This window comes from Devosia ginsengisoli (assembly GCF_007859655.1).
Lineage (GTDB): Bacteria > Pseudomonadota > Alphaproteobacteria > Rhizobiales > Devosiaceae > Devosia > Devosia ginsengisoli.
On record NZ_CP042304.1, the window covers coordinates 3,648,183 to 3,671,665 of the forward strand.

Annotated in this window: 22 protein-coding genes and 1 tRNA gene; 8 read left to right on the forward strand and 15 right to left on the reverse strand. The window is 64.6% G+C overall.

The window, feature by feature from the left end; translation table 11 throughout:
* The first annotated feature begins 50 nt into the window (after positions 1-50).
* From FPZ08_RS17930 to FPZ08_RS17950, 5 genes are all read left to right on the forward strand, one after another.
* A complete protein-coding gene (locus tag FPZ08_RS17930) occupies positions 51-728 on the forward strand; it encodes a glutathione S-transferase family protein (RefSeq protein ID WP_146291519.1) in 678 nt (225 codons plus the stop codon).
* Positions 729-829: 101 nt separating this feature from the next.
* A complete protein-coding gene (gene queG, locus FPZ08_RS17935; protein ID WP_146291521.1) occupies positions 830-1,963 on the forward strand; it encodes a tRNA epoxyqueuosine(34) reductase QueG in 1,134 nt (377 codons plus the stop codon).
* Between the two features lie 134 nt (positions 1,964-2,097).
* Positions 2,098-2,835 (forward strand): NAD-dependent epimerase/dehydratase family protein, encoded by a 738-nt coding sequence (locus FPZ08_RS17940; RefSeq protein WP_246132697.1) that lies wholly within the window; start codon positions 2,098-2,100, stop codon positions 2,833-2,835.
* Complete coding sequence (locus tag FPZ08_RS17945; RefSeq protein ID WP_146291525.1) at positions 2,832-3,488, forward strand: GNAT family N-acetyltransferase; 657 nt, start codon at positions 2,832-2,834, stop codon at positions 3,486-3,488. Before FPZ08_RS17940 ends, FPZ08_RS17945 begins: the two co-directional genes overlap by 4 nt.
* A gap of 183 nt (positions 3,489-3,671) precedes the next feature.
* The gene (locus FPZ08_RS17950; RefSeq protein WP_146291527.1) at positions 3,672-4,799 is read left to right on the forward strand and encodes a Fic family protein; all 1,128 of its coding nucleotides are present in this window, start codon (positions 3,672-3,674) and stop codon (positions 4,797-4,799) included.
* 1 nt (position 4,800) lies between these two features.
* On the opposite strand, the gene FPZ08_RS17955 is transcribed toward FPZ08_RS17950, so the two are convergent.
* A complete protein-coding gene (locus FPZ08_RS17955) occupies positions 4,801-5,577 on the reverse strand; it encodes an alpha/beta hydrolase (protein ID WP_146291529.1) in 777 nt (258 codons plus the stop codon).
* A gap of 180 nt (positions 5,578-5,757) precedes the next feature.
* Here FPZ08_RS17955 and infC point away from each other — a divergent pair, with 180 nt between their 5' ends.
* Positions 5,758-6,294 (forward strand): translation initiation factor IF-3, encoded by a 537-nt coding sequence (gene infC, locus FPZ08_RS17960; protein WP_186767325.1) that lies wholly within the window; start codon positions 5,758-5,760, stop codon positions 6,292-6,294.
* Positions 6,295-6,364: 70 nt separating this feature from the next.
* On the opposite strand, the gene trxA (FPZ08_RS17965) is transcribed toward infC, so the two are convergent.
* The 8 genes from trxA (FPZ08_RS17965) to FPZ08_RS18000 all read right to left on the reverse strand — a co-directional run bounded on the left by trxA (FPZ08_RS17965) (position 6,365) and on the right by FPZ08_RS18000 (position 17,008).
* Positions 6,365-6,688 carry a thioredoxin gene (gene trxA, locus FPZ08_RS17965; protein ID WP_146291531.1) on the reverse strand — a complete coding sequence of 108 codons (324 nt, stop codon included), beginning with the start codon at positions 6,686-6,688 and terminating at the stop codon, positions 6,365-6,367.
* A gap of 323 nt (positions 6,689-7,011) precedes the next feature.
* On the reverse strand, positions 7,012-7,335 hold the full coding sequence (gene trxA / locus FPZ08_RS17970; RefSeq protein ID WP_146291533.1) for a thioredoxin: 324 nt from the start codon (positions 7,333-7,335) through the stop codon (positions 7,012-7,014).
* Between the two features lie 78 nt (positions 7,336-7,413).
* Complete coding sequence (addA, locus tag FPZ08_RS17975) at positions 7,414-10,845, reverse strand: double-strand break repair helicase AddA (RefSeq protein ID WP_146291535.1); 3,432 nt, start codon at positions 10,843-10,845, stop codon at positions 7,414-7,416.
* Positions 10,842-13,796, reverse strand: a complete 2,955-nt coding sequence (addB, locus tag FPZ08_RS17980; RefSeq protein WP_246132698.1) for a double-strand break repair protein AddB — start codon at positions 13,794-13,796, stop codon at positions 10,842-10,844. Before addB ends, addA begins: the two co-directional genes overlap by 4 nt.
* Positions 13,797-13,851: 55 nt before the next feature.
* Positions 13,852-14,544 (reverse strand): nucleotidyltransferase family protein, encoded by a 693-nt coding sequence (locus FPZ08_RS17985; RefSeq protein ID WP_146291539.1) that lies wholly within the window; start codon positions 14,542-14,544, stop codon positions 13,852-13,854.
* Between the two features lie 295 nt (positions 14,545-14,839).
* Entirely contained in the window at positions 14,840-15,733 is an 894-nt protein-coding gene (locus FPZ08_RS17990) for a hypothetical protein (protein ID WP_146291541.1), read from the reverse strand.
* Complete coding sequence (locus FPZ08_RS17995; protein ID WP_146291543.1) at positions 15,730-16,641, reverse strand: ABC transporter ATP-binding protein; 912 nt, start codon at positions 16,639-16,641, stop codon at positions 15,730-15,732. Before FPZ08_RS17995 ends, FPZ08_RS17990 begins: the two co-directional genes overlap by 4 nt.
* The gene (locus FPZ08_RS18000; protein ID WP_146291545.1) at positions 16,634-17,008 is read right to left on the reverse strand and encodes a GntR family transcriptional regulator; all 375 of its coding nucleotides are present in this window, start codon (positions 17,006-17,008) and stop codon (positions 16,634-16,636) included. The genes FPZ08_RS17995 and FPZ08_RS18000 overlap by 8 nt, the downstream gene beginning before the upstream one ends.
* Before the next feature lie 275 nt (positions 17,009-17,283).
* Here FPZ08_RS18000 and FPZ08_RS18005 point away from each other — a divergent pair, with 275 nt between their 5' ends.
* Positions 17,284-19,068 (forward strand): hypothetical protein, encoded by a 1,785-nt coding sequence (locus FPZ08_RS18005; RefSeq protein ID WP_146291547.1) that lies wholly within the window; start codon positions 17,284-17,286, stop codon positions 19,066-19,068.
* Positions 19,069-19,270: 202 nt separating this feature from the next.
* Here the strand turns inward: FPZ08_RS18005 and FPZ08_RS18010 are convergent, their stop codons facing one another.
* From FPZ08_RS18010 to FPZ08_RS18020, 3 genes are read right to left on the reverse strand one after another with little or no spacing between them, the layout of a single operon-like run.
* On the reverse strand, positions 19,271-19,690 hold the full coding sequence (locus FPZ08_RS18010; protein ID WP_246132699.1) for an MmcQ/YjbR family DNA-binding protein: 420 nt from the start codon (positions 19,688-19,690) through the stop codon (positions 19,271-19,273).
* Positions 19,691-19,695: 5 nt separating this feature from the next.
* On the reverse strand, positions 19,696-20,352 hold the full coding sequence (gene msrA / locus FPZ08_RS18015) for a peptide-methionine (S)-S-oxide reductase MsrA (protein WP_146291549.1): 657 nt from the start codon (positions 20,350-20,352) through the stop codon (positions 19,696-19,698).
* Positions 20,353-20,412: 60 nt separating this feature from the next.
* On the reverse strand, positions 20,413-20,736 hold the full coding sequence (locus tag FPZ08_RS18020) for a hypothetical protein (protein WP_146291551.1): 324 nt from the start codon (positions 20,734-20,736) through the stop codon (positions 20,413-20,415).
* A 245-nt stretch (positions 20,737-20,981) separates the two neighbouring features.
* On the opposite strand from FPZ08_RS18020, the gene FPZ08_RS18025 reads away from it, so the two are divergent.
* Positions 20,982-21,071 (forward strand) — tRNA-Ser (locus tag FPZ08_RS18025).
* Positions 21,072-21,200: 129 nt separating this feature from the next.
* Here FPZ08_RS18025 and FPZ08_RS18030 read toward each other — a convergent pair.
* From FPZ08_RS18030 to FPZ08_RS18040, 3 genes are read right to left on the reverse strand one after another with little or no spacing between them, the layout of a single operon-like run.
* Positions 21,201-21,617, reverse strand: coding sequence for a GlcG/HbpS family heme-binding protein (locus FPZ08_RS18030; protein WP_146291552.1), 417 nt, complete (start codon positions 21,615-21,617; stop codon positions 21,201-21,203).
* An 11-nt stretch (positions 21,618-21,628) separates the two neighbouring features.
* Entirely contained in the window at positions 21,629-22,375 is a 747-nt protein-coding gene (locus FPZ08_RS18035; RefSeq protein WP_146291554.1) for an SDR family NAD(P)-dependent oxidoreductase, read from the reverse strand.
* Entirely contained in the window at positions 22,372-23,481 is a 1,110-nt protein-coding gene (locus FPZ08_RS18040; RefSeq protein ID WP_246132700.1) for an ABC transporter ATP-binding protein, read from the reverse strand. The genes FPZ08_RS18035 and FPZ08_RS18040 overlap by 4 nt, the downstream gene beginning before the upstream one ends.
* Between the last annotated feature and the right edge of the window lie 2 nt (positions 23,482-23,483).

Genomic DNA, 23,483 nt, shown 5'->3' on the forward strand with positions numbered 1-23,483 from the left:
TGTTCGCCAAACCAGCCAAGCAGCGGCCTCAAAAAGAGACGAGCGTCCAGATGCCGAGCCTCATCCATCATCCCCTCGATCCGTCCTCGCGGCTTATCCGCCTGATGTGCGCCGAATATGGCGTGCCGCTGGACATGGAGGAGATCAAGCCCTGGCTGCGCGAGCCGGAGCTGCTGGAGATCAACCCGGCTGCCACCCTGCCCATCCTGATCGGCGATGGCGACCAGCCCATTGTTGGTGTGCTGGCGACCATCCACACGGTGGAAGACCTCTATACCCCGACCTCGGTCGAGGGCCTGATCCCGGCCGAACCGGGGCAGCGCGCCGAAATGTGGCGGCTGCTCGAATGGGTCATTTCCAAGCTCAGTGACGAAGTCACCCGCTATGTGCTCGAAGAAAAGATCGTCAAGCGCGACCAGCGCGGCGCCACGCCCGACCCGGCCGTGTTGCGCGTGGCCAAGGCCAATCTCAACGAGCATATGCTCTATTTCAACTGGCTCTTCGCCAACCGCTCCTGGCTGGCCGGCGACACGCTGACCCTGGCCGATTTCGCCCTGGCGGCGCATCTGTCCACCCTCGATTATCTGGGCGATATCGACTGGGGCAAGGCCGGCGAAACCCGCGACTGGTATTCCCGCATCAAATCCCGCCCCGCCTTCCGCACGCTGCTCAACGACCGCGTCGTCGCCATGCCACCGCAAAAGGGCTATGCGGACCTTGATTTCTAGGGCTGTACAGTAGACCTCATGGTGAGCCTGTCGAACCACGAGGTCGTGGCGAGATCGGCGGACCCGACCTCGTGGTTCGACAGGCTCACCATGAGGTCTCATTGAGCAGCGCCCAACCCAGTCCTGAAAAGCTCGTCGCCGAACTGCGCGACCGTGCCCATGCGCTTGGCTTTGACAGCTTTGGCATTGCGCCGGCCGATGCGCGGCCGGACCTGCCGGAAAAGCTCAATGCCGCGCTGGCGGCGGGCTGGCATGGCGATATGGACTGGATGGAAGAAACCGCGGCGCGCCGGGGGAGTCCCACGGGCATGTGGCCCGAGGCCAGGTCGGTCATTGTGCTCGGCATTAATTATGGGCCGGAGAGCGATCCGCTGGCCATTCTGGGCGAAAAGTCGCTCGGCACCATCTCGGTCTATGCCCGCAATCGCGACTATCACGAGATCATCAAGGGCAAGCTCAAGGATATGGCGGGGCTGCTCGCGCGCCGCTCCGGGGCCGAGGTGAAAGTCTTCGTCGATACCGCGCCGCTGATGGAAAAACCGCTGGCCGAGGCGGCAGGGCTCGGCTGGCAGGGCAAGCACACCGTATTAGTGAGCCGCGAATTCGGCTCCTGGCTGTTTCTGGGCGCTATTCTAACCTCGGCCGACCTGCCCGGGGATATCAAGCATGAGGAAAGCTGCGGCTCCTGCACGCGGTGCCTCGATATCTGCCCCACCAATGCCTTTCCGGCGCCCTTCCAGCTCGATGCGCGCAAATGCCTCGCCTACCTGACGGTGGAGCATAAGGACCAGATTCCATTGGTCTTTCGGGCGCCGATGGGCAACCGCATCTATGGCTGCGATGATTGCCTGGCGGTCTGTCCCTGGAACAAATTCGCCTCTGTCAGTCGCGAGGCCAAGTTGCGGGCGCGAGAGGAGCTGGAACGGCCGGCTCTGGCCGATCTGGTGCAGCTTGATGATGCCGGGTTCCGGGCCTTGTTTTCTGGCTCGCCCATCAAGCGGATCGGGCTGGCGCGGTTCCTGCGTAACGTGTTGATCGCCATCGGCAATTCGGCGGATGAAAGCCTGATCCCCCTGGTCGAGGCGCGGCTGGATGCCGAGGAATCCATCGTGCGTGGCGCGGCGATCTGGGCGCTGCGGCGGCTGGCGCCTGATCGGGCCGACGATCTTCGGCTTGCCTATCTGGCGCGGGAAAGCGATAGCTCGGTGGCGGCTGAATGGACCGGGGATATCTGATGAACGCCTTCTTTTTTGGCCTGGGTTTTTCCTCCCGGGCCGCGTTAACGCAGCTGCGAATTGGTTCACGTACTGTTAACGTTTCGGGTAGCGTCAGGACAAAAGACAAGGCCGATCTGCTCACCGGACAGGGGGTGGATGCGCATGTTTTCGATGGGTCCGCGCCGGGCGCCACTTTGGGCCCCAGCCTGCGCCGGGCCAGCCATGTCGTCTTCTCCATCGCCCCCGGCGCCGATGGCGATCCGGCGCTGGTGCACCACCGCGCCGATCTCGATGCGGCGGAAAGCCTCGAATGGCTCTGCTATTATTCCACGGTTGGTGTCTATGGGGATTTCGGTGGCAACTGGATCGATGAATCGGCGCCCCTGGTGCCGCGCAATGAGCGCAGCGACCGCCGCGTGCAGGCCGAACAGGTCTGGCGCGACTATGCGCAGGCGCGCGGCGTACCGCTGGCCATCCTGCGGTTGGCCGGCATCTATGGGCCGGGTCGTTCTACCTTCGACAAACTCCGTGACGGCACGGCGCGGCGGGTGATCAAGCCGGGCCAGGTGTTCAACCGCATCCATGTCGCCGATATCGGAAGGGTGACGGCTTTGGCGGCGCAGGCGCGGCTCGACGGCACGTTCAACCTGGCCGATGACGAACCGGCGCCGCCACAGGATCTGGTGGCCCATGCCGCCGCCATGGCGAGCGTGGAACCGCCGCCGGAAATCCTGTTCGCAACGGCCGACATGACGCCAATGCAGCGCAGTTTCTATGCCGACAACAAGCGCGTCTCCAACGCCGCCATCAAGCAGGCGCTGGATATCGAACTGCTCTATCCCACCTATCGGGAAGGACTTGCCGCCATCTACGAGAGCGAAAAGCCATGACTGCGCCCCAGCCCGCCAAATCCGCGCCTGAGCGCATCGTGCTCGAAGGCCGCTATGCGCGGCTCGAACCGATCGGGCTGCAGCATGCCGCCGATATCTATGCCGCCTCGATCGGCGAGGGCGTGCCCGAACGCTATCGCTGGCTGTTCAGCCATGCCCCGCAAAGCGTGGGCGACACCGAAGCCTGGATCGCCGCTGCCAATGCCGGGCCGGACCGCTATGTGGCTGTTATCGACAAAGCGACGGGCAAGGCACATGGCCATCAGGGCTGGATGCGCATTTTTCCCGACCACGCCTCGATCGAGATCGGCGGCGTCTATTGGGGGCCGGCCATCGCCCGCACGCGCATCGCCACCGAAGCGCTCTATCTCTTCGCGCGGCACGCCTTCGATGACCTCGGCTATCGGCGTTTCGAATGGAAGTGCAACAACCGCAATGAGGGCTCCAAGGCCGCCGCCCGGCGCTTCGGCTTTCAATATGAGGGCCTGTTCCGGCAGGACCGCATCGTCAAGGGCGAAAACCGCGACACGGCGTGGTTCTCCATCATCGACGGGGAATGGCCGGCTTTGCGGGCGGAATATGAGCGGTGGCTGGCACCGGAGAATTTCGACGCGGACGGGATGCAACGGACGAAGCTGGGAACGCGGGGGTAACGCTTGAGTCTCGGAAACGGGTGATTTTGCAAGCCAACGCAATTTGGGTTTTATCTGGAGACCTCAAACCCATTTGTCTATCTAAAGTTGCAAAATTAGATAGACAAAACCCGTTGTGTATCGCAAACTGCAACCAATCGCATTTGAATCTTAAAAAACCTCAATTCCGATAGGCAAACGGCGATGGCGGACTTCGATCTGACTGACGCGGTGCAATATCACTATGATCAGTTTCCGCCCGCGGACATCGATACGATGCGGCTGATCAAGCCATTGGCGTCTGCCGCAGCAGCCCTGGCGCGCTACGACCAAATGCTCAAAGGCATGCATAACAGCGAAATTCTGCTGGCACCGCTACGCAACCAGGAAGCCGTGGTGTCTTCGCGTATGGAAGGCACCATCAGCACACTGGACGAAGTGTTGCGCTATGAAGCCGACCACGAGGAAGACGAGGCCACCGACCCCAATCGCTATCGCACCGAGGCGGTGGAGGTTTTTCTTTATAGCCGCGCACTCACGCAGGCGCAGCATGCGATCGAACAAGGTACGTCAATTTCGCCGTGGCTGATCCGATCGGCTCATCGGGTTCTGCTCGGCTTCGGACGCGGGGCAAGCCTTAATCCGGGTGAATTCAAGACCGAACAGAACTACCTCGCCGACCGTTCTCGCAGAAAAATCCAATTCATCCCCATCAGCCCTCAGGCGTTGCCGCTGGGCATGGAGAAGCTCACGGACTTCATCGGCAACGATGACTGGGAATTATTGCTTCGAACCGCTGTGGCGCATCTGGAATTTGAAGCGCTGCATCCCTTCAAGGACGGCAATGGCCGGATCGGACGGATGCTCATTACGTTGATGCTCTGGCATTATGGGGCAATAAGCGCTCCCCACTTCTATATCAGCGGTTATTTCGAAGAGCGGCGCGACGAATATATCGAGCGCATGCGCGCTGTATCCCAGACCGGTGCGTGGACAGATTGGATCGCATTCTTCCTGGCGGCCATCGAAGATCAGGCAAAACAAAATCTCGCCCAAGCCGAGGAAATCGGGGCGCTCTACGAAGCGATGAAGGACGAGTTCCGACGGCTCCTGCGCAATCAGTGGAGCACAACTGCGCTGGATTTTGTGTTCGCCCGCCCGGTTTTCAGAAACAACATGTTTACCGGCAGGTCCGGCATACCAGCGCCGACCGCACACAAGTTCACGCGAATACTGTTGGATAACGGCCTTCTGGAAACGCTGGAAGCGGCATCCGGGCGCCGTCCGGCACTCTACCGGTTCGAGCCGCTCCTGCGCATCGTGCGCGACTGACTTAATGCTCCACCAGCCGCATCACGGCGTCCTTCAACCTTGCCAGGTCCTCATCCCGGCTCAGCCGGTGGTCGCCATCCGGGATCAGGGTCAGGGTTACCGGGTCGTGCAGGATGTGGGTGACCAGCTTGATGGCGTGGGCCTGCGGGACGTCGGGGTCGGCGCCGCCTTGCAGGATGGTGACGGGGCAGCCGGTTTCGATGACGCCGCCGAACAGCAGGTGAGCCTTGCCGTCTTCGATCAGGGCGCGGGTGATGCGGTAGGGCGTGTCGGAATACTGGCTGGGCTGGTCGACATAACCATTGTTCTGCAGCGATTCGTGCTCTTCCGGCGTGAAGTCGGGCAGCATGAGTTCGTGGGTCATGTCGGGGGCGGGGGCGATGAGCACGAGGCCATGGGCGGGCGTGCCGCGCGCCAGCAGGGAGCGGGCCAACAGCAAGGCGATCCAGCCGCCCATGGATGAGCCGACGATGATCTGCGGGCCGACAGTGGTGGCCAGTACCGCCTCGGCCTCTTCCAGCCAGCGGCTGATCGTGCCGTCATTGAAGTCGCCACCCGAAATGCCATGGCCCGAATAATCGAAGCGGGTGACCGCCAGGCCCTGTTCGGCCCCCAGCGCATCGAGCGCCATGGCCTTGCCGCCCATCATGTCGGAGCGGAAGCCGCCGAGCCAGAAAATGCCCGGTCCTTTGCCCGCGCGCTGCTCGACGGCGATATCGCGCGAAGCCGGGCCGCTGCCGATGGGGATGCGGAAGCTGGTGGGATGTGATATGGTCATGGAACGTTCCCTGTCGGGTGGATACAAGCGTCGGCCACGCGGCAGGGCACGGCAATCGCGGCGTTTCAATGGTGCAACAGGCCAGAATTTCTGGCGGTTTGCCAGTTGACTTATGGTCCGCGTAACACGATTTTATGCGCGATTTCACCACTAGGCTTAACAACGCAAGGATCCTTTGCCATTCGTCGTCCCATGAGACCCGTCGCGCCCCAGAAAGATGGGCCGCTCTCTAATGAAGATATCACCAGCGCCGATGTGCAACTCATCGATGCTGAAGGCGAGAACCGCGGTGTGGTCAACACCCGCGCGGCGCTTGCAGAAGCACAGGAACAGGGGCTCGACCTTGTCCTGATCTCCCCCAATGCCGTCCCGCCGGTCGCCAAGATGCTGGATCTCGGACGCTTCAAATACGCCGCGCAGAAAAAAGCTGCCGAGGCGCGCAAGAAGCAGAAGGTGATCGAGGTCAAGGAAGTCCAGATGCGTCCGAATATCGACACGCATGACTACGAGACCAAGATGAAGGCCATGCAACGGTTCCTGGACGAGGGTGACCGCGTCAAGGTGACCATGCGCTTCCGCGGCCGCGAAATGGCGCACCAGGAACTGGGCATGCAGCTGCTGCTCAAGGTCCGCGAGCAGACCGAGGCGATCGCCAAGGTGGAAAGCCAGCCGCGCTCCGAAGGCCGGCAGATGGTCATGGTGCTGGCGCCCAAGTGAGGCGACGGCGAGACAAATGAAAAAGGGCAGGTCCGCGGACCTGCCCTTTTGTTTTGGAGGGACCGGCCGCTCAGGCGGCGTGGGCCTCCAGCCATTTGATGAGCTGCACCCGCGACTGGCCGGCGCCGACCTTGAGATCGACCGGCTCGCCGTTCTTGAACACGATCAGCGTGGGCATGGCGCGCACATTATATTGCGCGGTAATGCCCGGATTGGCGTCGACGTCCAGCTTGACGATCTTGACGCTGTCGGCCAGCGTTTCGGCCAGCTCGTCAATGGCGGGCGCCATGGCCTTGCAGGGCGGGCACCACTCGGCCCAGAAATCCACCAGCACCGGGCGGTCCGCCGCCAGCACTTCAGCGGCGAAATTGGCGTCATTCACATGCAAGGCCATCGATCTCATCTCCATCGGTATCGGGCGATGGATGCTAGAAGGAGTCGGTGGGCTTGGGAAGGCATACAAGATGTGGTGGTTTGGGGAGATGGAGTTTGTTTTTCTAGCACTGCGCCGCTCCCACAAACTCGATCGTCACCCTCGGGCCTGACCCGAGGGCGTTGCACTTGCTGAGCTGTCGGTAAGTATAGAGCCCTCGGGTCAAGCCCGAGGGTGACGTGCGGTGGCCGGGGCTGCCGCGTTGGATGAGAAGCGACATCCCCCCAAACAAAAACACCGCCGGGTCGCCCCAGCGGTGTTCGTTATTCATATAAGCCTGATGATCAGGCGGCGTGGCCTTCGAGCCATTTGGCCAGGCCTGCCTTGGGGGTGCCGGCGCCGATCTTCATGTCGGCGGCTTCCCCGCCCTTGAACAGGATCATGGTCGGGATGGAGCGGACGCCATACTGGCTGGCAATGCCCGGATTGTCATCGACATTGAGCTTGACGATCTTGACCTTGCCGGCCAGCTCGGTCGAGAGCTCATCGAGCACGGGGGCGATCGCCCGGCAGGGCCCGCACCACTCGGCCCAGAAATCCACGAGGACGGGCTCTTTGGAATTAAGGACTTCCTCGCCGAAAGTGGCGTCGGAAACGTGAGTAGTCATGGGTTATTTGCCTTCTGTTAAAGCGGCGGTCTCTGTGCGCCTAAAGCTGGGTAGAGTCCAGCCTCGGGGCAAGAGCTGTCACCGCAAGGTGAAGCCCTGAGCGCCTGCCGCCAGCCTGTCCGGCGGCAGAAACATCAATGATTCCAGTCGTGTCCATAGTATTGCCGCCCGCACGTCTCGTCCGGGGAAAAGCTGACCTGCAACCAACGCATATAATCCGAGCTGGGTTAGATAGTTCCCCGGCACATCGCCCGGCCCCGCGGGCACCGATGCGTCGGACTTGTAGTCCACCACCGTTACCCCCGAGTCGTCAACCACGAGCCGGTCGATGCGGCCGGCCAGGCGGATATCGGCGCCATCGCGCCTGGCGTCGATGAGGAAGGGCACTTCGGCGCGGCTGGCCGGCCCGAACACAGCGGCGAGGTCGGGCCGGGAGAGAATGGATACCGCCTTGGCGCCGAGCCCTGCATGGCTTTCCGGCGCATCGGGCAGCAAAGCCAGCAGTGCCTTGGGCACCACATCGGCCCATACAGCCGGATCGACCCGGCCCAGATGCTGCAGCAGGGCATGGAGCGCGATGCCTTCCCTGCGCGCCGCATCGGCATCGCGCACCTGTTCGACCAGGCTATCGAGCGCCAGGACCGGGGCGACATGGCTGCGCGCCGAGGAGGGCGAGACGATGGGCGCTACCGATGGGGCAGGGACGGGGGCGAAGGCCCGGGGCTGCCCAGCCAGCGGCACTATGTCGGCGAGGCGCTTGACCGGCTGCGGGGTGAGCCGCTCGCGCGGATAGATCAGCGCGGTCTCCTCGCCCTGCTCGTCCAGCACGATTTCGGCCTCGTCGCGCAAAGCGCGGTCCACCGCCTGATACCAGGTGCCTTCGAGCTGACCTTCCGGCTTGCGGCCCGGCGTCAGCGCGCCGGTGACATAGAGTTCGTCCTCGGCGCGGGTCATGGCCACATAGAGCTTGCGCCAATATTCCTTGGCCAGATTGGCTTCCACCTGCGTCTTGACCGCCTGGCTGGCTTCGACATGGGCGCCGCGGCCCGAGGCATGGACCAGCAGCGGGCCGGGCGCGTCGGTCAGCAGATAGACCGGCCGATTGACCTGGTTGCCCTGCGGCTTGCTGGCGGCGTCGGCGAGGATGACGATGGGCGCTTCGAGCCCCTTGGCGCCATGCACGGTCATGACGCGAATGCCGGTGCCGGCCTCGGCCAGTTCGCGCTTGATCGACACCGCGCTTTGCCGCATGGCGGCAACGAAACCCTGCAGCGATGGTTGGCTGCCCTGTTCATGGGACAGCGCCAGTTCGAGCAGTTCGGCGAACACCTCGTCCACTTCCTCGCCCAGCCGGGCATGGAAGCGGCGCAATCCGCCTTCGGCATAAAGCACCTGGGTGAGGAATTCGAAGGGGCGCTCGAAATCGAGCTCACCGCGCCAGCGCGACAGCATGCGCCAGGCTTCGGCGCAGCTTGGCGTGGTGCAGGTCTCGAGCGCCTGCCACAGGGTCTGCTTGTCGCGGGGCTGGGCGAGGGCGAAGAGGTCGTCTTCGCTGATATCGAAGAGCGGCGAGCGCAACAGCGCGGCCAGTTGCAGATTGTCGGCCGGGTTGAGCAGAACGTCGCAGAGGGCCAACAGGTCGAGCACGGCGATATGTTCGGATACGGCCAGCCGGTCGGCGCCGGGCGTGGGCAGGCCTTCCTTGCGCAAAGCGCGGATGACTTCCTGGAACACGGCGCCGCGCGACTGCACCAGGATCAGCACGTCATTGGGGCGGATGGGTCGGCCGCGATTGGCCAGCGGGCGCTTGGTGTCGATCCAGGACTTGATCTCGCGCGCGATACGCTCGGCCACCTGGCGGGGCGCGGTGCGCTCGCCGCCGCTGGGCGGCTCGGTGGGCCATGCACTGGCGCCGCTTTCGGCAAGCGCCTGCTGCAAGGGCGGCCACAGGGTCACGCTGCCACCTGTCGTGGGGCGTGTCGTATCGTGATGCACCTTGCCGGTTTCGAGAAGGGCGTCCTGCATGCCCTCGAGGTCGGTGACCTTGTCGACGGCATTGAGAATTTCGATCAGCGTGCGGAAGCTGGTATGCAGCGGCACGCGGCGGAACTGCATGTCGACAGTGGCGGCGCGGCGCTCGAACAATTCGCCCGTAGCCCCGAACAGGGTCGGTTCGGCCCCCTGGAAGGAATAGATCGACTGCTTTTGGTCGCCCACCGCGAACAGCGAGCGCAGGCGGGTCAGATCGCCCGCGCCGTTGAAGAATTCGTCGGCAATGGCCCGCACCACGCGCCATTGCTCGGGATTGGTATCCTGGCTTTCATCGACCAGGATATGGTCGATGCCGGTATCGAGCTTGTATTGCACCCAGGGCCCGGCATCGGGGTTTTCCAGCAGATCGCCGAGCTTTTCGACCAGGTCGTCGAAATCGAGCAGCGAGCGAGCGCGCTTATGTTCATTGTACCGGCCGGCAATCAGCGCCACCACATCGAGCAGGGCTTCGCTGCGCTCGATGATGAGCGATGTGCGGCGCTCGATCATCAGACCGGCGAGGCGTTCGGCTTCGGCCAGCATGCGCTGGGCGAGCACCGGGTCGGCCTTTTCCACCGCCTTGCCGGGGAAGTTGGCGGGCGGCAGGTCCTTGTCGGTCAGGAAGGCGCCGATCCAGTCGAGCGGGCGAGGCGCATTGGCGTCGATGCTGCCGAAGCGATTGGCCAGGGCCTTGCCGCCCAGGGCCAGCAGGCGGGCAATGTCGCCGCCATCGACCAGCCGTTCACTCACGGCGGCATCCAGAATCGCCTGGCTGCTGCGCGGCGTCATGGTGCCGAGCAGGCGGCGCAGATTGGCCTTGGCGGCGGGAATGTCCGCCAGCACCGCCTTGAGCTTGCGGCCGTCATTCATCGCCAGCTCGATGGCGTCGCTGAGGGCGAAGTCGCTGAGCAGGCCGAACAGGGTTTCCACCGCCACCGTGGCGCCCTCGCCGCGCAGGCCCTGCGCCAGCACGGCTTCTCGGGTCTGGGTCAGCAGCGCAATGCGCTCGTCATCCTCGATGACCTTGAAGTCGAAGGGCACGCCGGCTTCGAGGGGGAAGCGGTGCAGCACGCTCTCGCAGAAGGCGTGGATGGTGACGATCTTGAGGCCGCCGGGCGTTTCCAGCGCTTGCGCGAACAGCGTGCGCGCCCGCTCGATCTGGCTGGGGCGATAGGCGCTGCCCTCGACCTCTTTCAGCTCCTTGATCAGGTCCGGCTCCGGCAGAGTGGCCCATTTGGCCAGCTTCTCGGCGACGCGGCCGCGCATTTCGGCGGCGGCGGCCTTGGTATAGGTGAGGCAGAGGATGGATTGCGGCCGCGCCCCAGCTAGCAGCAGGCGCAGCACGCGCTGAGTGAGAACATAGGTCTTGCCCGAGCCGGCATTGGCCGACACCCAGATCGACAGAGCCGGATCGGTGGCCCGCGCCTGGTTGTTGCGGGTTTCGGCGGAGATGACGGGCTTGCCGCGTTCCTGGCTCAAAACACGTCCTCATCATCTTCGTCCACGGCGGTCCACTCGTCCATGCGGGCGAGATGGTCATAGGCGCCGGGGAAGCGCTGCGTCTTGAGCGGCAGGATGCGCGCGGGCATGGGATTGTCGTTGAACAGGAAGAAATCGACATGGGACTGCATGCGGCGGGCGATCTCGTCGGCCGCGCTCATGATGGTGTGGCCATTGTCCAGCGAGAAGGCAATCGGCCGGAAGGCCTCGGGGCCGAGCCCGATCTTGATATAGGTCAGGGCCGAGGAATCCGCTCCCGGCACACCCATGGCATTGGCCTTGGCCATCTGCGCTTCGAGCAGCATTTGCGGCGCTTCGAACGCCTTCATGGCGCCCGGCGCCGGCACCGAACCGGTCTTGAAATCGAGAATCTGCAGGCGGCCATCCATCATTTCATCGACCCGGTCGGCGCGACCCTTGAGGGTGAAGCCCGAGGGCAGGGCCCACAGCCCGTCGATTTCGGCATGGCGCTGGCGCACCTCGGCATTGCGTTCGCGCTCGAAGTCGAGGAATTGCCGTGCTGCCGTTTCGAAGCGCCGAATCCAGATGTCGCGGCGCTCGGCAATGCCGTCGAGCCCGGAAAAGGCATCCACGGCGAACTGGCGCAGCAGGTCGGGCGCGTTGGGCGCCATCACATCATGCCGCTCCTCGACGAAGCGGGCCAGAATATCGTGGATGATGGTGCCGCGCTCGCGCGCCTCGGGCGTTTCGCCCAGGGCATCGAGCGGGCGTAGGCGCAGGACATGTTTGGCATAGATGTCATAGGGCGAGCGCATCAGCGTTTCGATCTCGGTGACCGATAGCTGGCGCGGCCTTGTATCGGCCGGCGGATTGGGCGCGGGGCGCTGCGCCGAGCGCGTCTCGATGACGGCATCGACCCGGCGTGCCTGATCGAGCCATTGCGCGCCGCGTTCCTCCCAGGAGCGGGCATTGTCCGCCCCGGCAAAGGCTTCGAGCCGCTGCACGAAGCGCGAGGGCAAAGCCGGGCTGGTGCCGATGCGGTCGGAAAAGGCGATGATGACCTGTTCATTGCCCAGCCCCTGGGCGAAATCATGCGCGGCCAGGCCCTGCCGCCGCTCGGGCGGTTCCAGCCCGGCGGCCAGCCGCATGCCGCGGCTGAGCCAGGGGCCGGGATCGGCCGCCTCGGGCCATTTGTCCTCGTTGAGAGCACAGAGCACCAGCAGGTCGGGATTTTGCAGCCGCGCTTCGAGCTGGCCCCAGATGGCGATATCGCTGCGCCGTTCTTCGCGGGTGCGGACCTGAAAGCCCACCATCAGCGCGGCCAGCACCTGTTCCAATCCCGATGGCGCAAAGCTGTGGCCCTCGCCCTGCTGCGCCGCCATCTGGCCGGCCCAGTCGCTCAACTCGGTCCGGCCGGGAATATCGGCGCCATCGGCCACGCTGTCGAAAGCCCGAGAGATCGCGGCCGCCAGCGCGCCGGCATTGATGCGGCTTTCACCCAGCAGGGTCCGCAACGGCGACAGGGCCACCTCGATGCGGGCGAACAGGGCTTCGATGGCTTCGGCCTGGTTGGCGTAGAGTCGCTTGCCGACATATTTCGTGGTTTCGCCGACATTGGCCTTGAGCAGGTCGCGCAGGCCGGCCAGCCCCGGATTGGGGCGTTGGCCGCGCAGCAGGCCCAGCTCGATATCGTCGGCCAATCGGCCGATTTCGCTGCGCTTCAGCCCGAACAAGGCCGCCCGGTTGCGCAGCAGGGCCATGAGGTCAACCGGCGCGCAATTGCCTGAGGCGACCACCAGGATTTGCCGCAGCAACCGCCCGGCGGCCGACTGGAACAAAGGCGTGCCGGCGGCGTCATCGACGACGACCTCGAAGCGCCGCAATTCGGCGGCGATGCGGCGGGCCAGGTTCCGGTCGGGCGTCACCACGCCCACCGTCTTGCCCCGCGCCAGCGTATCGCGGGCGGCCAAAGCCACGGCGCGCGCTTCCTCGTCTTCGTTGCGGCCGCGGATGATGGAGAGGCCATCGCAGGCCATGCCGATTTCGAGCTGGGTCAGGCGTTGCTCCGGCCAGCGCGCCGTGTCCTTGGTCAGCGCCAGGGCGCGATTGACCAGCGTGGTACGCAGATTGTCGTCCGGCGCCAGTTCGGTGACATCGCTCACCGCCGCGCCCAGAAGGCGCAGCAGCCGGGCCAGACCATATTGCGGATGGCCATGCGGATTGTTGTCGGCTGCGAGCAGAGCGGTGTGATCGGCTTCGCTCATGGCGCAATCGAGTCCCGGCAACACCACGGCGCCGCGCGGCAGCTCGCTGATCGCCTTGAGCAGCCGCGCCGTGGCGGGGATCGAGCCGGTGGAGCCGGCGGCGATGACGGGCTTTTCGCCCCATAATAGGGGCGCCGCCCGCGCCTGCCGGTCGAGCCGCTGCCCGCGCAGGGCCATGCTGTCGGCGCGGCCTTTGGCCTCCAGATGCTGCGGCCAATAGTCGAGGGCAATGCCGAGAAAGGTCAGCGTCTGCTGCCAATAGGCGCCGAGTTCGCCCGATATATCGGGCACGATGGCGCGGATATCGGCGGCGGTCCGCTCCTCGGTCAGCAGGTCGTCGATCAGCGCGCCCAGCGATTCCGACATGGAGAGGATTTCCGCCGCGGTCGGCGGGGTCGAAAAGGCCTGCCTTCCATCCGGCGTATCGGCCCAGGCCGCCACCAGGCGCGACAGCACCAGCCGCCGCTCCAGCGGGCCGGCGGCAGGTAAAGGCGGGGTGACGTCGAAGGGCGGCAGGAAGGGTTCCTCGTCCTCCACCTCGCCGCCAAAGGTGCGGATATCGGGGAGCAGGCCGCGATTTTCATTGTGGCGGGCAAAGGCATCAGCCAGAGCCATCTTTGCGCGCCGGGTCGGCACGATGATGGTGACGTCGCTGAGCCAGAGCGGCTGCGTCCGGTCCCAGCCATCAAGCAGCGTGCCGTCCATGACGCGATCGGCCAGGGTGGCCAGGAATTTCGCATGCGGAGCGATGGAAAAAGGCTCATGGCGTCAGCCGCCGCTCGGCCTCGGCCAGCGCCTCGACATCGCCGACATGGAACCATGGCGCATCGAGCACGACCCCATGCAGCGTTTCGCGCTCCAAAGCCGCCTCGAACAGGGCGTTGATCGAGAAGGCGCCATCGGGCGTGCCTTCGAACAGGGATTTGCCGAGCAGGGCCACGCCGGCATAGATCACCGGGGCGCCATAGTCGCGGGTGATCGCGCCATCCGGGGCGAGGCAGAAATCGTGGCTGCGGGCAAAGCCGGTGGCGTTGCGCGGATGCACGCAGAGCAGCACGATGTCGTCGCCCCCGGCATAGGTGGCGATCATCCGGGTGATGGGCGTGTCGCTTCCTGATGGCCAGAAGGCGTCGGTATTCATCACCAGGATGGGGTCGGAAGCCAGCACGGGCAGAGCCCGCTTCACCCCGCCGCCGGTGCCCAGCAAGTCATCCTCGCGGCTGACTTTCAGCAGCCCGCCGAAATGGGCGAGGACCTGGTCGGCGCGATAATGCGCATTGGCCACGAAGCGTTTGGCGCCCTCGGCGCGGGCATTGCCCATGATGCGCTCAATGAGCGGCACGCCCGCCACCGGCACCAGTGGCTTGGGCAGGGTCTCGGTGACCGGCCGCAATCGCGTGCCCAAGCCCGCGGCCAGCAGCATCACGTCGGGGAATCGGGTGGCTTCGGTCATGGTCGGATATGACCGGGGGATGGCTGGGATGTCCAGTGTGGGGGAGCGGAGTGGGCTCGATGCAGCCACACCCACAGGGTTCACCCTCCCCCTGTGGGGAGAGCTACCTCGAACGGCTGGGGCTTTCCCTTCTCCCCTCGTGGGAGAAGGTGCCCGAAGGGCGGATGAGGGGGCACCGCGCTATCCGCCGGCGTTGAAGCATGGGAGCGCGCAGCCCCTCACCCGGAAATCCGCTGGACGCGGATTTCCACCCTCTCCCACAAGGGGAGAGGGGTGGTTCAGTGGCTGTCAAACCTCAATTATCGTTGCTGCGCCGCCGATATTCGCTGCCCAGATAGATCATCGCCAGCGAGAACACCACGCCGATGCCGACCTGGCTCCAGTCGACCCGGTTCAGCAGGTCGGTGGCATAGAGCAGGGCGTTGAACGGTTCGGTGCCGACGAACCAGGCATCGACATAGCCGTCCTCGATCAGCGGGAAGGTGGAACGGTAGCTGAGATAATCCCAGGTGCGGGTGGTGAAGGGATGCAGGCCCCCCAAAGTCACCCATTCCAGCGTGGCGACGATGGCCGGCAGTACCAGCGACACCGGAATGGCCCAGCGCCCGATGGCGGTGGCAAGGCCCCCGACCAGCGCGATGAAGGGCAGGTACCAGATAAGCCCGACCGCGAAGCTGACCAGGATGGCCAGCGCCACCTGCAGGTAGACCATGGCAATCCCGCCAAGGGCAGCGACCGTGCCGGTGCCATTGATCAGCATGGTGACATAGGCCACCCCATAGAGCAGCAATCCGCTGAGCAAAGCCACGGCATAGACCGTGCCGGGCAGCAGGGTGATGGCGGCGGTGAGCTTGCTCAGCAGCATCTTGAAGTCGCCGACCGGCATGGATTTCCAGAACAGCATGGCATTGTTGCGCTTGTCGGCGGCAAAGCCGTCGGCCGCATAGAAGAAGAGCGTGGCCATCAGGTAGAACGACCAGCCGACGCCGAAGCCGAGAAAGCCCATTTCATAGATGCGCAGGGGTGCCACGGTCAGCATGGCGCCCGAGAAGCGCGCATCGACCCGCCCGACCGTGAAGGCCAGGATAGTGGCGCCGAACAGCACCGCCACCAGCAGCAGCGGCCCGAGCAGGAAGGCCCCGCGATGCTCGATCAGCTCGCGATGGACGAGAGCGGTGAAAGCCTTCATTGGGCCGTCTCCGGATTGGCCGTCGGCCGCTGCATCAGCGCGACGAAGAGGTCGGAAAGCGTCGGGGTCGAGAGCTTGCCATAGGGCGCGAGCAGCTCGCGGTCGACACCGTCGAAGATCATTACGGTCTGCCCGAAGCGGGTTTCTTCATAGACCGGGTTATGGGCCCTTGCGGCCGCATGCTGTTCGGGATCGTTGACCACGAGCTGGGTGAACTTGTCGTTCACCGTCTCCATCTGCATGTGGAGGATCAATTCGCCATCGCGGATGAACATGATGTCGCTCAGCATGAACTCGATCTCGTCCACCTGGTGGGTGGTGATGAGCAAGGTGCGCTCCTCGGTCATGTAGTCTTCCAGCAGGCGCCGGTAGAAGCGCTTGCGATAGGTGATGTCGAGACCCAGCGTCGGCTCGTCCAGCACCAGCAGCTTGGCGTCGATGGCCATGACCACGGCCAGGTGCAACTGGGCGACCATGCCCTTGGAGAGGTGCTTGATCTTCATCTCGGGGCGGATATCGGTGCCTTCGAGGAAGCTGCGCGCCTTGTCCTGCGAAAAATTGGGGTGGATGTTGGTGAGCAAAGCGAACAGCTCGCGCACCCGCAGGAAGCGCGGCAGGCTGGCCACGTCGGAGATGAAGGCGACATTCTCCATCAGCTTGGCGCGGCGGGCAAAGGGGTCCTCGCCCAGCACGCGGATAGTGCCTTCGCAATTGGTCAGGCCCAGCATGGCGTTGAGCGTCGTGGTCTTGCCGGCGCCATTGTGGCCGATCAGCCCATAGATGCGGCCGGGGGGAATATCGAAATCGAGCCCATGCAGGATTTCCTTGCGGCCGAAGCTCTTGCGCAGGCCGCGGGCGGAGACGATGGGGTCGATAGTCTCGAGGGATGCGGTGGAAAGCTCAGTCATTTTTCTGCACCTTGGTGGCAGTGGAACTGGAAAGCAGGGTCGAAAGGTCAAGGTCGAGCGCCTTGATCTGGGCCGCGATGCGCGGCCAATCCTCCTTGAGAAACTTGTCGCGTTCATGTGCGAGCAGCTCGGCCCGCGCTCCGGTCTTGACGAACATGCCCAATCCCCTGCGTTTTTCGACCACGCCGATATCGACCAGGGCTTCGAAGGCCTTGGTGACCGTCAGCGGATTGACCGACAGATCGGCGGCGATCTGGCGGACCGAGGGTAAAGCCTCGCCCTCCCCGACCGAGCCGCGCAGGATCATCTCGGTAAGCCGCTGCCGGATCTGTACGAAGATCGGCTGGCTGGTGTGAAAATCATCCATGTGTGATGCCTGTGTAGTGTGATAGTCTTGTAGCACACTAAAACAACGAGTCAAGCGGGAAGCGAACGGGTGCGGTGCGTGTGGCTCACCCCCACCCTTGATCCCTCCCCACAAGGGGGAGGGAGACGATGAACACTGGCCTCTGAGCTGGCGCCTCCCTCCCCTTGATGGGGAGGGGATAGAGGGTGGGGTGGAGCCGCGCATGCGAAACCAACCTCCACCCCATCTTAACCGCGCCGGTCCATCCTGCCGCTCTTCCAGTGCAGGAATGTATGTTGACCGCCACTCCCGCCCATCGCGGCCCCGATCTTCGTCTCGTTGCCCTGGTCTTTGCCGCGGCGGCTGCCACCCTGATCCTGCGCACTTTGTATACCCGCGCCGGCCTGCCCTTTTTCGCCGATACCGATGACGCCATGCGCATGGTCATGGTGCGCGATTTCCTGGCCGGCCAGCCTTGGTATGACCTGACGGCCCATCGGCTCAACACGCCGTTCGGCGCCGAACTGCACTGGTCGCGGCTGGTCGATCTGCCGCTGGCGCTGCTGGTGCTGGTCTTCACCCCGCTGCTGGGCGTCGATATGGCGCTGGTCGCCGCCGGCTATATCTGGCCCATGCTGCTCTTTGCGCTGCTGCTCTGGTTCAGCGCCCTGCTGGCGCAGCGCCTTGTCGGCCCCGAAGGCGTGCTGCCGGCTCTGGTCCTGCCGGTGCTGAGCCCTGCCATCACGGCCGAATTCACCCCCGGTCGCGTCGACCACCACAATGTCGTCATCCTGCTGACGCTGGCCATGATCTGGGCCGGCATCGAGGCCATCAGGCGGCCACGCTTCGCCATGGCCTGCGGTGCGCTGGCCGCCACGGCCCTGGCCATCGCCACCGAATCCCTGCCCACCATTGCCGCCGCCATCCTGGTCATGGGCCTGGCCTTCGTGGTCGATCCGGCGCGGGGTCGCACCATGCGCCTGTTCGGCCTGAGCTTCGCGCTGGGCGCCATGGTCCACCTCGCCATTTTCCGGCCGCCCGCGCGCTGGTTCGAAGCGGCCTGCGATGTGCTGTCGCCGGTCTATGTCGCCATGGCCGTCGTGGTTGCGGTGGTCTTCACCCTGGCCAGCCTCATGCCGCCCCGCGCCGCCTGGCAGCGCTTCGCCCTGCTCGGCGTGCTCGCTCTGACAGGCATGGGCGCGGTGGCCCTGCTCTATCCGCAATGCCTCAAGGGGCCTTATGGCGAGATCGATCCCTGGCTGCAGGCCAACTGGATCGCGGCCATCGTCGAAGCCCGTCCCTGGTTCGCCACCATTACCGAACTGCCCGCCTATGCCGTGGCCGTCGGCCTGCCGGCTCTGCTCGCCACCGGCGTCATCGCCTGGCGGCTCTGGGATGTGAAGGAAGGGCGCGCCGAATGGGCGGCTTTGCTGGTCTTTACGCTCTGCACCGCCGTGGTCATGCTGGCCCAGGTGCGCGGCGGGCGCCTTGCCATCATGCCGGCCATTCCCGCCGCCGCCTGGCTCATCGTCATGATGCGCCATCGCTATCTGGCCGCGCCGCGTCTGCGCACGCTGGCCGGCCTGTTGCTGAGCTGGCTGGCCTTTTCCGGCGTGGCTTTGCTGCTGCTGGTCACCGCGGTGACCAACCTCACCTCCACCCTTCCCGAGCAGATCGCCGAAGCCCGCGCCAGCAAGGAGCCCTGCCTCGTGCCGGCGGCCTTTGCCGATCTCGCTGCCATCCCGCCCGAGCGGATCATGGCGCCGATCGATCTGGGCGCCCATCTCCTGCTCTATACGCCGCACGAAGTGGTCGCCGCGCCCTATCACCGCAATCAGCAGGGCGTGCGCGACACGTTCCGCTTCTTCAACGATCCCATTGCCGATGCCCGCGCCATTCTCGATGCCAGGGGTATCGGTCTCGTCGTGCTCTGCCCGGCCATGGCCGAATTGCGCGGCCTGCCCGACCGCGCGGAAGACAGCTTCGTCAATCTCTATGCCAGGGGCGAGCTACCCGCCTGGCTGCACGATGTGAGCCTACCCGGCGCGGCTTTGCAGGTTTTCGGGGTTTTGCCGGAGTAGTCGGCCGCCCGAAACCCCGCAGTCGTCATCCCTCTCCCCTTGAGGGAGAGGGTGGTTTTCCGCGTTCAGCGGAAAACCGGGTGAGGGGTCCTGCGCCCTCCCATGCTTCAATGCTTGTGGGACCAACCCCTCATCCGCCCCTGCGGGGCACCTTCTCCCTCAAGGGGAGAAGGGAAGAGCGGCGAGGTTGGGCGTTTGTGGCCTACAACCCCAATTCCGCCCGCAGCTTCCGTGTCAGCTTCCCCGCCACGATCCGATGCGCTTCCCGCACATAGGCCTCGACCTCTTCCCCCGTTAGCGGACTGGCAACGGAGATCGCCACCCAGCCCGCCCGCGCGAAATAGGGGGCCGGCCGCACGCCATCGAGTTCGGTCAGCAACTCATAGGCCATCTCGGAAACCTTGAGCCACACCTCGCCCGGATCGCGGTCGAGCAGCGCAAACACCTTGCCGCCGATCTTGGCGACCGAATCGTCGCGCCACTGACGCACCAATGTCGCCTTCGGCAGCGTCAGGATGAACGCTTCGAAGCCGGTCCGTGTCATGATGGGAGGATAGAGCGTTTCCGGCAAAGTGGCCCCGGTTTGCGCGAAGGCCGACCCGGTGAACCGGATCGGCCTCATTTTTTCTATTCCGCGGCGACGCCCAGCCCGATCGGGCAGCTCACGCCGGTGCCCTGCAAGCCGCAATAGCCGTTCGGATTCTTGGCCAGGTATTGCTGGTGATAGGTCTCGGCATAGTAGAAGTCTTTGGCCGGCGCTATCTCCGTGGTGATCTTTCCCAGGCCCTGGCTGTCCAGAGCCTGCTGATAGGCCGCCCGGCTCTTGTCCACCGCCACCGCCTGGTCCGGCGTCGTGGTGTAGATGGCCGAGCGATACTGCGTGCCCACGTCATTGCCCTGCCGCATGCCCTGGGTCGGGTCATGCTCTTCCCAGAAGGCCTTGAGCAGCGTGTCGAGACTAATCTTGCCGGGGTCATAGACCACCTTCACCGCCTCGGTATGGCCGGTGCGGCCCGAGCAGACTTCCTCATAGCTGGGATTGGGCGTTGCGCCGCCCTGATAGCCGACCGCGGTGACGATCACGCCCGGCAATTGCCAGAACAGCCGCTCGGCGCCCCAGAAGCAGCCCAGGCCGAAATAGATGGTTTCGGCGCCATCGGGATAGGGGCCCTTCAGCGCCGCGCCATTGACGAAATGGTCAGTAGCCACGGCCATTTCCGCTGCGCGGCCCGGCAGGGCCTCGGCGGCAGTGGGGATGGTGGTGGGCTTGGATGTGAAGAACATGGTGTATCTTCCTTTCACCGCTCTATTCGCAAAGCGGCCTTTCGCGGTTACAGCCGCGCCTCAGATCTGGTCGGCCCGCAGGTAGCGCTCGCGGCGCGGCTTGCGCCCGGCCAGAGCCAGCAGGATTCCCGGCACACCGAACACGGCAAAGGCCGGATAGTCCAGCACGGCCTTGAGCGCCGCATCGAGCAGATCGGCAAAGAACCGGCTCTCAAAAAATTCGCCGACACCGGCAAGACTGGGCGGATGCACCTGCATCCACAGATCGGCAAGGCTGGTATAGACGAGCGCATTGGCGCCCAGCGATTTGGTGCCATCGACAACAAGCAAAACCACCGCCAGGCCGATCAGCCAGGTGCCCGCAATTCTGAGAATAAGCCGCATCCACATTCCCTGTGCTTACCGGGGATAAGTTGAGGCTGGCCTACCCGTTCCGCCCCGCGCACGTTTTTCTTTGTGCCATGCCGGGCCGCCAACTCACAAGATGGCAAGACCCTCATGCAAAAACAATCGTCATCCCGGTGTCGTGATCCCTTGCGCCCGAAGCGCTGATAAGTATATTGCGCCTCGCTCGCGCCGGGTTCACCTCCGGCCCCTCCGGCGTTTTCCAGCCGGGGATAAGGCGATGCGGAGAGGTGGCCGAGTGGTCGAAGGCGCACGCCTGGAAAGTGTGTAGGCGGGGAACCGTCTCAAGGGTTCGAATCCCTTTCTCTCCGCCATTCCTAACTCGTTGGAATTGCAGGCTGGAATCCGAATCAAATGCGGGTTCTGCTGCGCCCCATCACAGATGATGGGGTGCTTGTTCCTTGCGTATTCTGGTTCGCAAAGCGGTGCCGGCTGACCTGGTTCTAGCGTTCATGCTCAAGGCCGAGACGGCCCGCTGCGAAGAGGGCGCAGGCTTCGTCCGTGTCGCCTGTATCGCCCGAGACGCCGAGGGCGCCGATCAGCGTGCCATCGCGCAGCAGGAGCACGCCACCGGGTGCCGGCAGCAGGCGGCCATCCAGCAGGCTGGCGGCTGCGGCGAAGAATTCAGGGGCTTTCGTGACCCGCTCGGACAGGGTGCGCGAGCCGAAGCCGATGCCCAGGGAGCCCCAGGCCTTTCCCTGTGCCAGGGCAAGGCGGGCAAAGCCGGCGCCATCCTCGCGCGCGCTGGCAATCTGGTGTCCACCCGGATCGAGCACCACGACCGAAAGGGGACGCGCCTTGCGGCGGCGTCCCTCTTCCAGCGTTGCCTCGATCAGGGCGAAAGCGGTGCGCAGTTCCATGATCCGACCTTTCAATAGGTGCAGCGGCCGCCCGATAGATCGAACACCGATGCCGTGGTGAAGCTGTTGTCGCGCGAGACCAGCCAGGCAACCATGGCCGCGGCTTCATCCACTTCGAGAAAGCGCCCGCGCGGAATGCGCGTCAGCATATATTGGATGAATTCCTCGGTGAGGGTTTCGAGGATCCGGGTCTTGGCGGTTGCCGGGGTGATGGCGTTGACGGCGATGTCGAAGCCGGCCAGTTCCTTGCCCAGCGACTTGGTGAGGCCGATCACCCCCGCCTTGGCGGCGGAATAGGCGGACAGGTTGGGATTACCCTCCTTGCCGGCCACCGAGGCGATATTGACAATGCGGCCATAATTGCGCGCCTTCATCGAAGGGACGACGGCCTTGTTGACGTAGAACGTGCCGTTGAGATTGATCTCGACCACGCGCCGCCATTCGTCCGGATCATATTGATCAAGGCTGGCATTGCTGCCGGCAATGCCGGCGGAGTTCACCAGGATCGAGACCGGACCGATATCGGCCTCCACCCGTGCATGGGCCGCGACGAGTCCATCGAGATCGGTGATGTCCACCGTCTGGCTTGAAGCGCCGGCGCCGAGCGCGGCGACGGCCCGGGCCAGGGTGTCGCCATCGCGGTCCCACAGGCTTACCCTGGCGCCCGATTGGAGAATGCGCTGGGCCATGGCAAAGCCCAGCCCCTGCGCGCCGCCGGTGATGACGGCCACTTCGCCGTTGAGATCGATCTGGTTCATTGCACTGTCTCCTCAACCGCCAGGCCCGACTGCGTGTCGAAGAAGCGGGTCTTGTTCGTGTCGGCCGGACGCAGCCCGACGGCCTGGCCGGCGACCAGTTCCACCGTTGCGGGGAGGAAGGCCGAAACCAGTGCATCGCCCACGTCGATGCGGACCAGGCTGCGCGAGCCGAGAAATTCAACGGTTCGGACCGTTCCCTTGATCGGCGCGTCGTTGGACGGGTCATATTCGATGTCTTCGGGTCGCAGCCCCACCGAGAGCCGTTTCTCGGAGGCGGCGACGGCGGTGGGAAACGGCAGGGAAAAACCGGCGCCGACGAGCCGATCGGCGGCGCGCTCGCCATCGAGAATGTTCATGCCCGGCTCGCCCAGGAACCGCGCCACGAACAGATTGGCAGGACGATCATAGAGCTCGCGCGGGGTGCCGACCTGTTCGATGCGGCCCGCCGACATGACGACGATCAGGTCGGACAGGGTCATGGCCTCGCTCTGGTCGTGGGTGACATAGAGCATGGTCGCGCCGAGCCGCTGGTGCAGGTCCTTGAGTTCCGAGCGCATCTGCACGCGCAATTGCTGATCGAGATTGGAGAGCGGCTCATCGAGCAGATAAACGGTCGGCGTGCGCACCATGGCGCGGCCGAGGGCCACGCGCTGGCGTTGGCCGCCGGAAATTTCGCGCGGGAAGCGGCCGAGCATGGCTTCGAGGCCGAGCATGCGCGCGGCATTGCGAACCTTGCTGTCCACCTCGGGCTCGGGCGTGCGGCGGCGGCGCGCCCGCATTGGAAATGCGATGTTTTCATAGAGCGTCAGGTGCGGATAGAGCGCGTAGGACTGGAACACCATGGCGATATCGCGGTCGGCCGGCCTGACGGTGGTCACGTCACGATCCCCGATCAGGATCTGGCCCTCGGTGGGCATTTCCAGACCGGCGATCATGTTGAGTGTCGTGCTCTTGCCGCAGCCCGAAGGCCCCAGCAGGGTGACGAACTGGCCGGGCTCGATGGCAATATTGACGTCCGAAACGGCCCGGACATTGCCGTAGCTCTTGCCGACATTGATGAAGCGGACCGATTGGGCCGTCGATGCTTTGCGGGACTCTGCGTTCACCG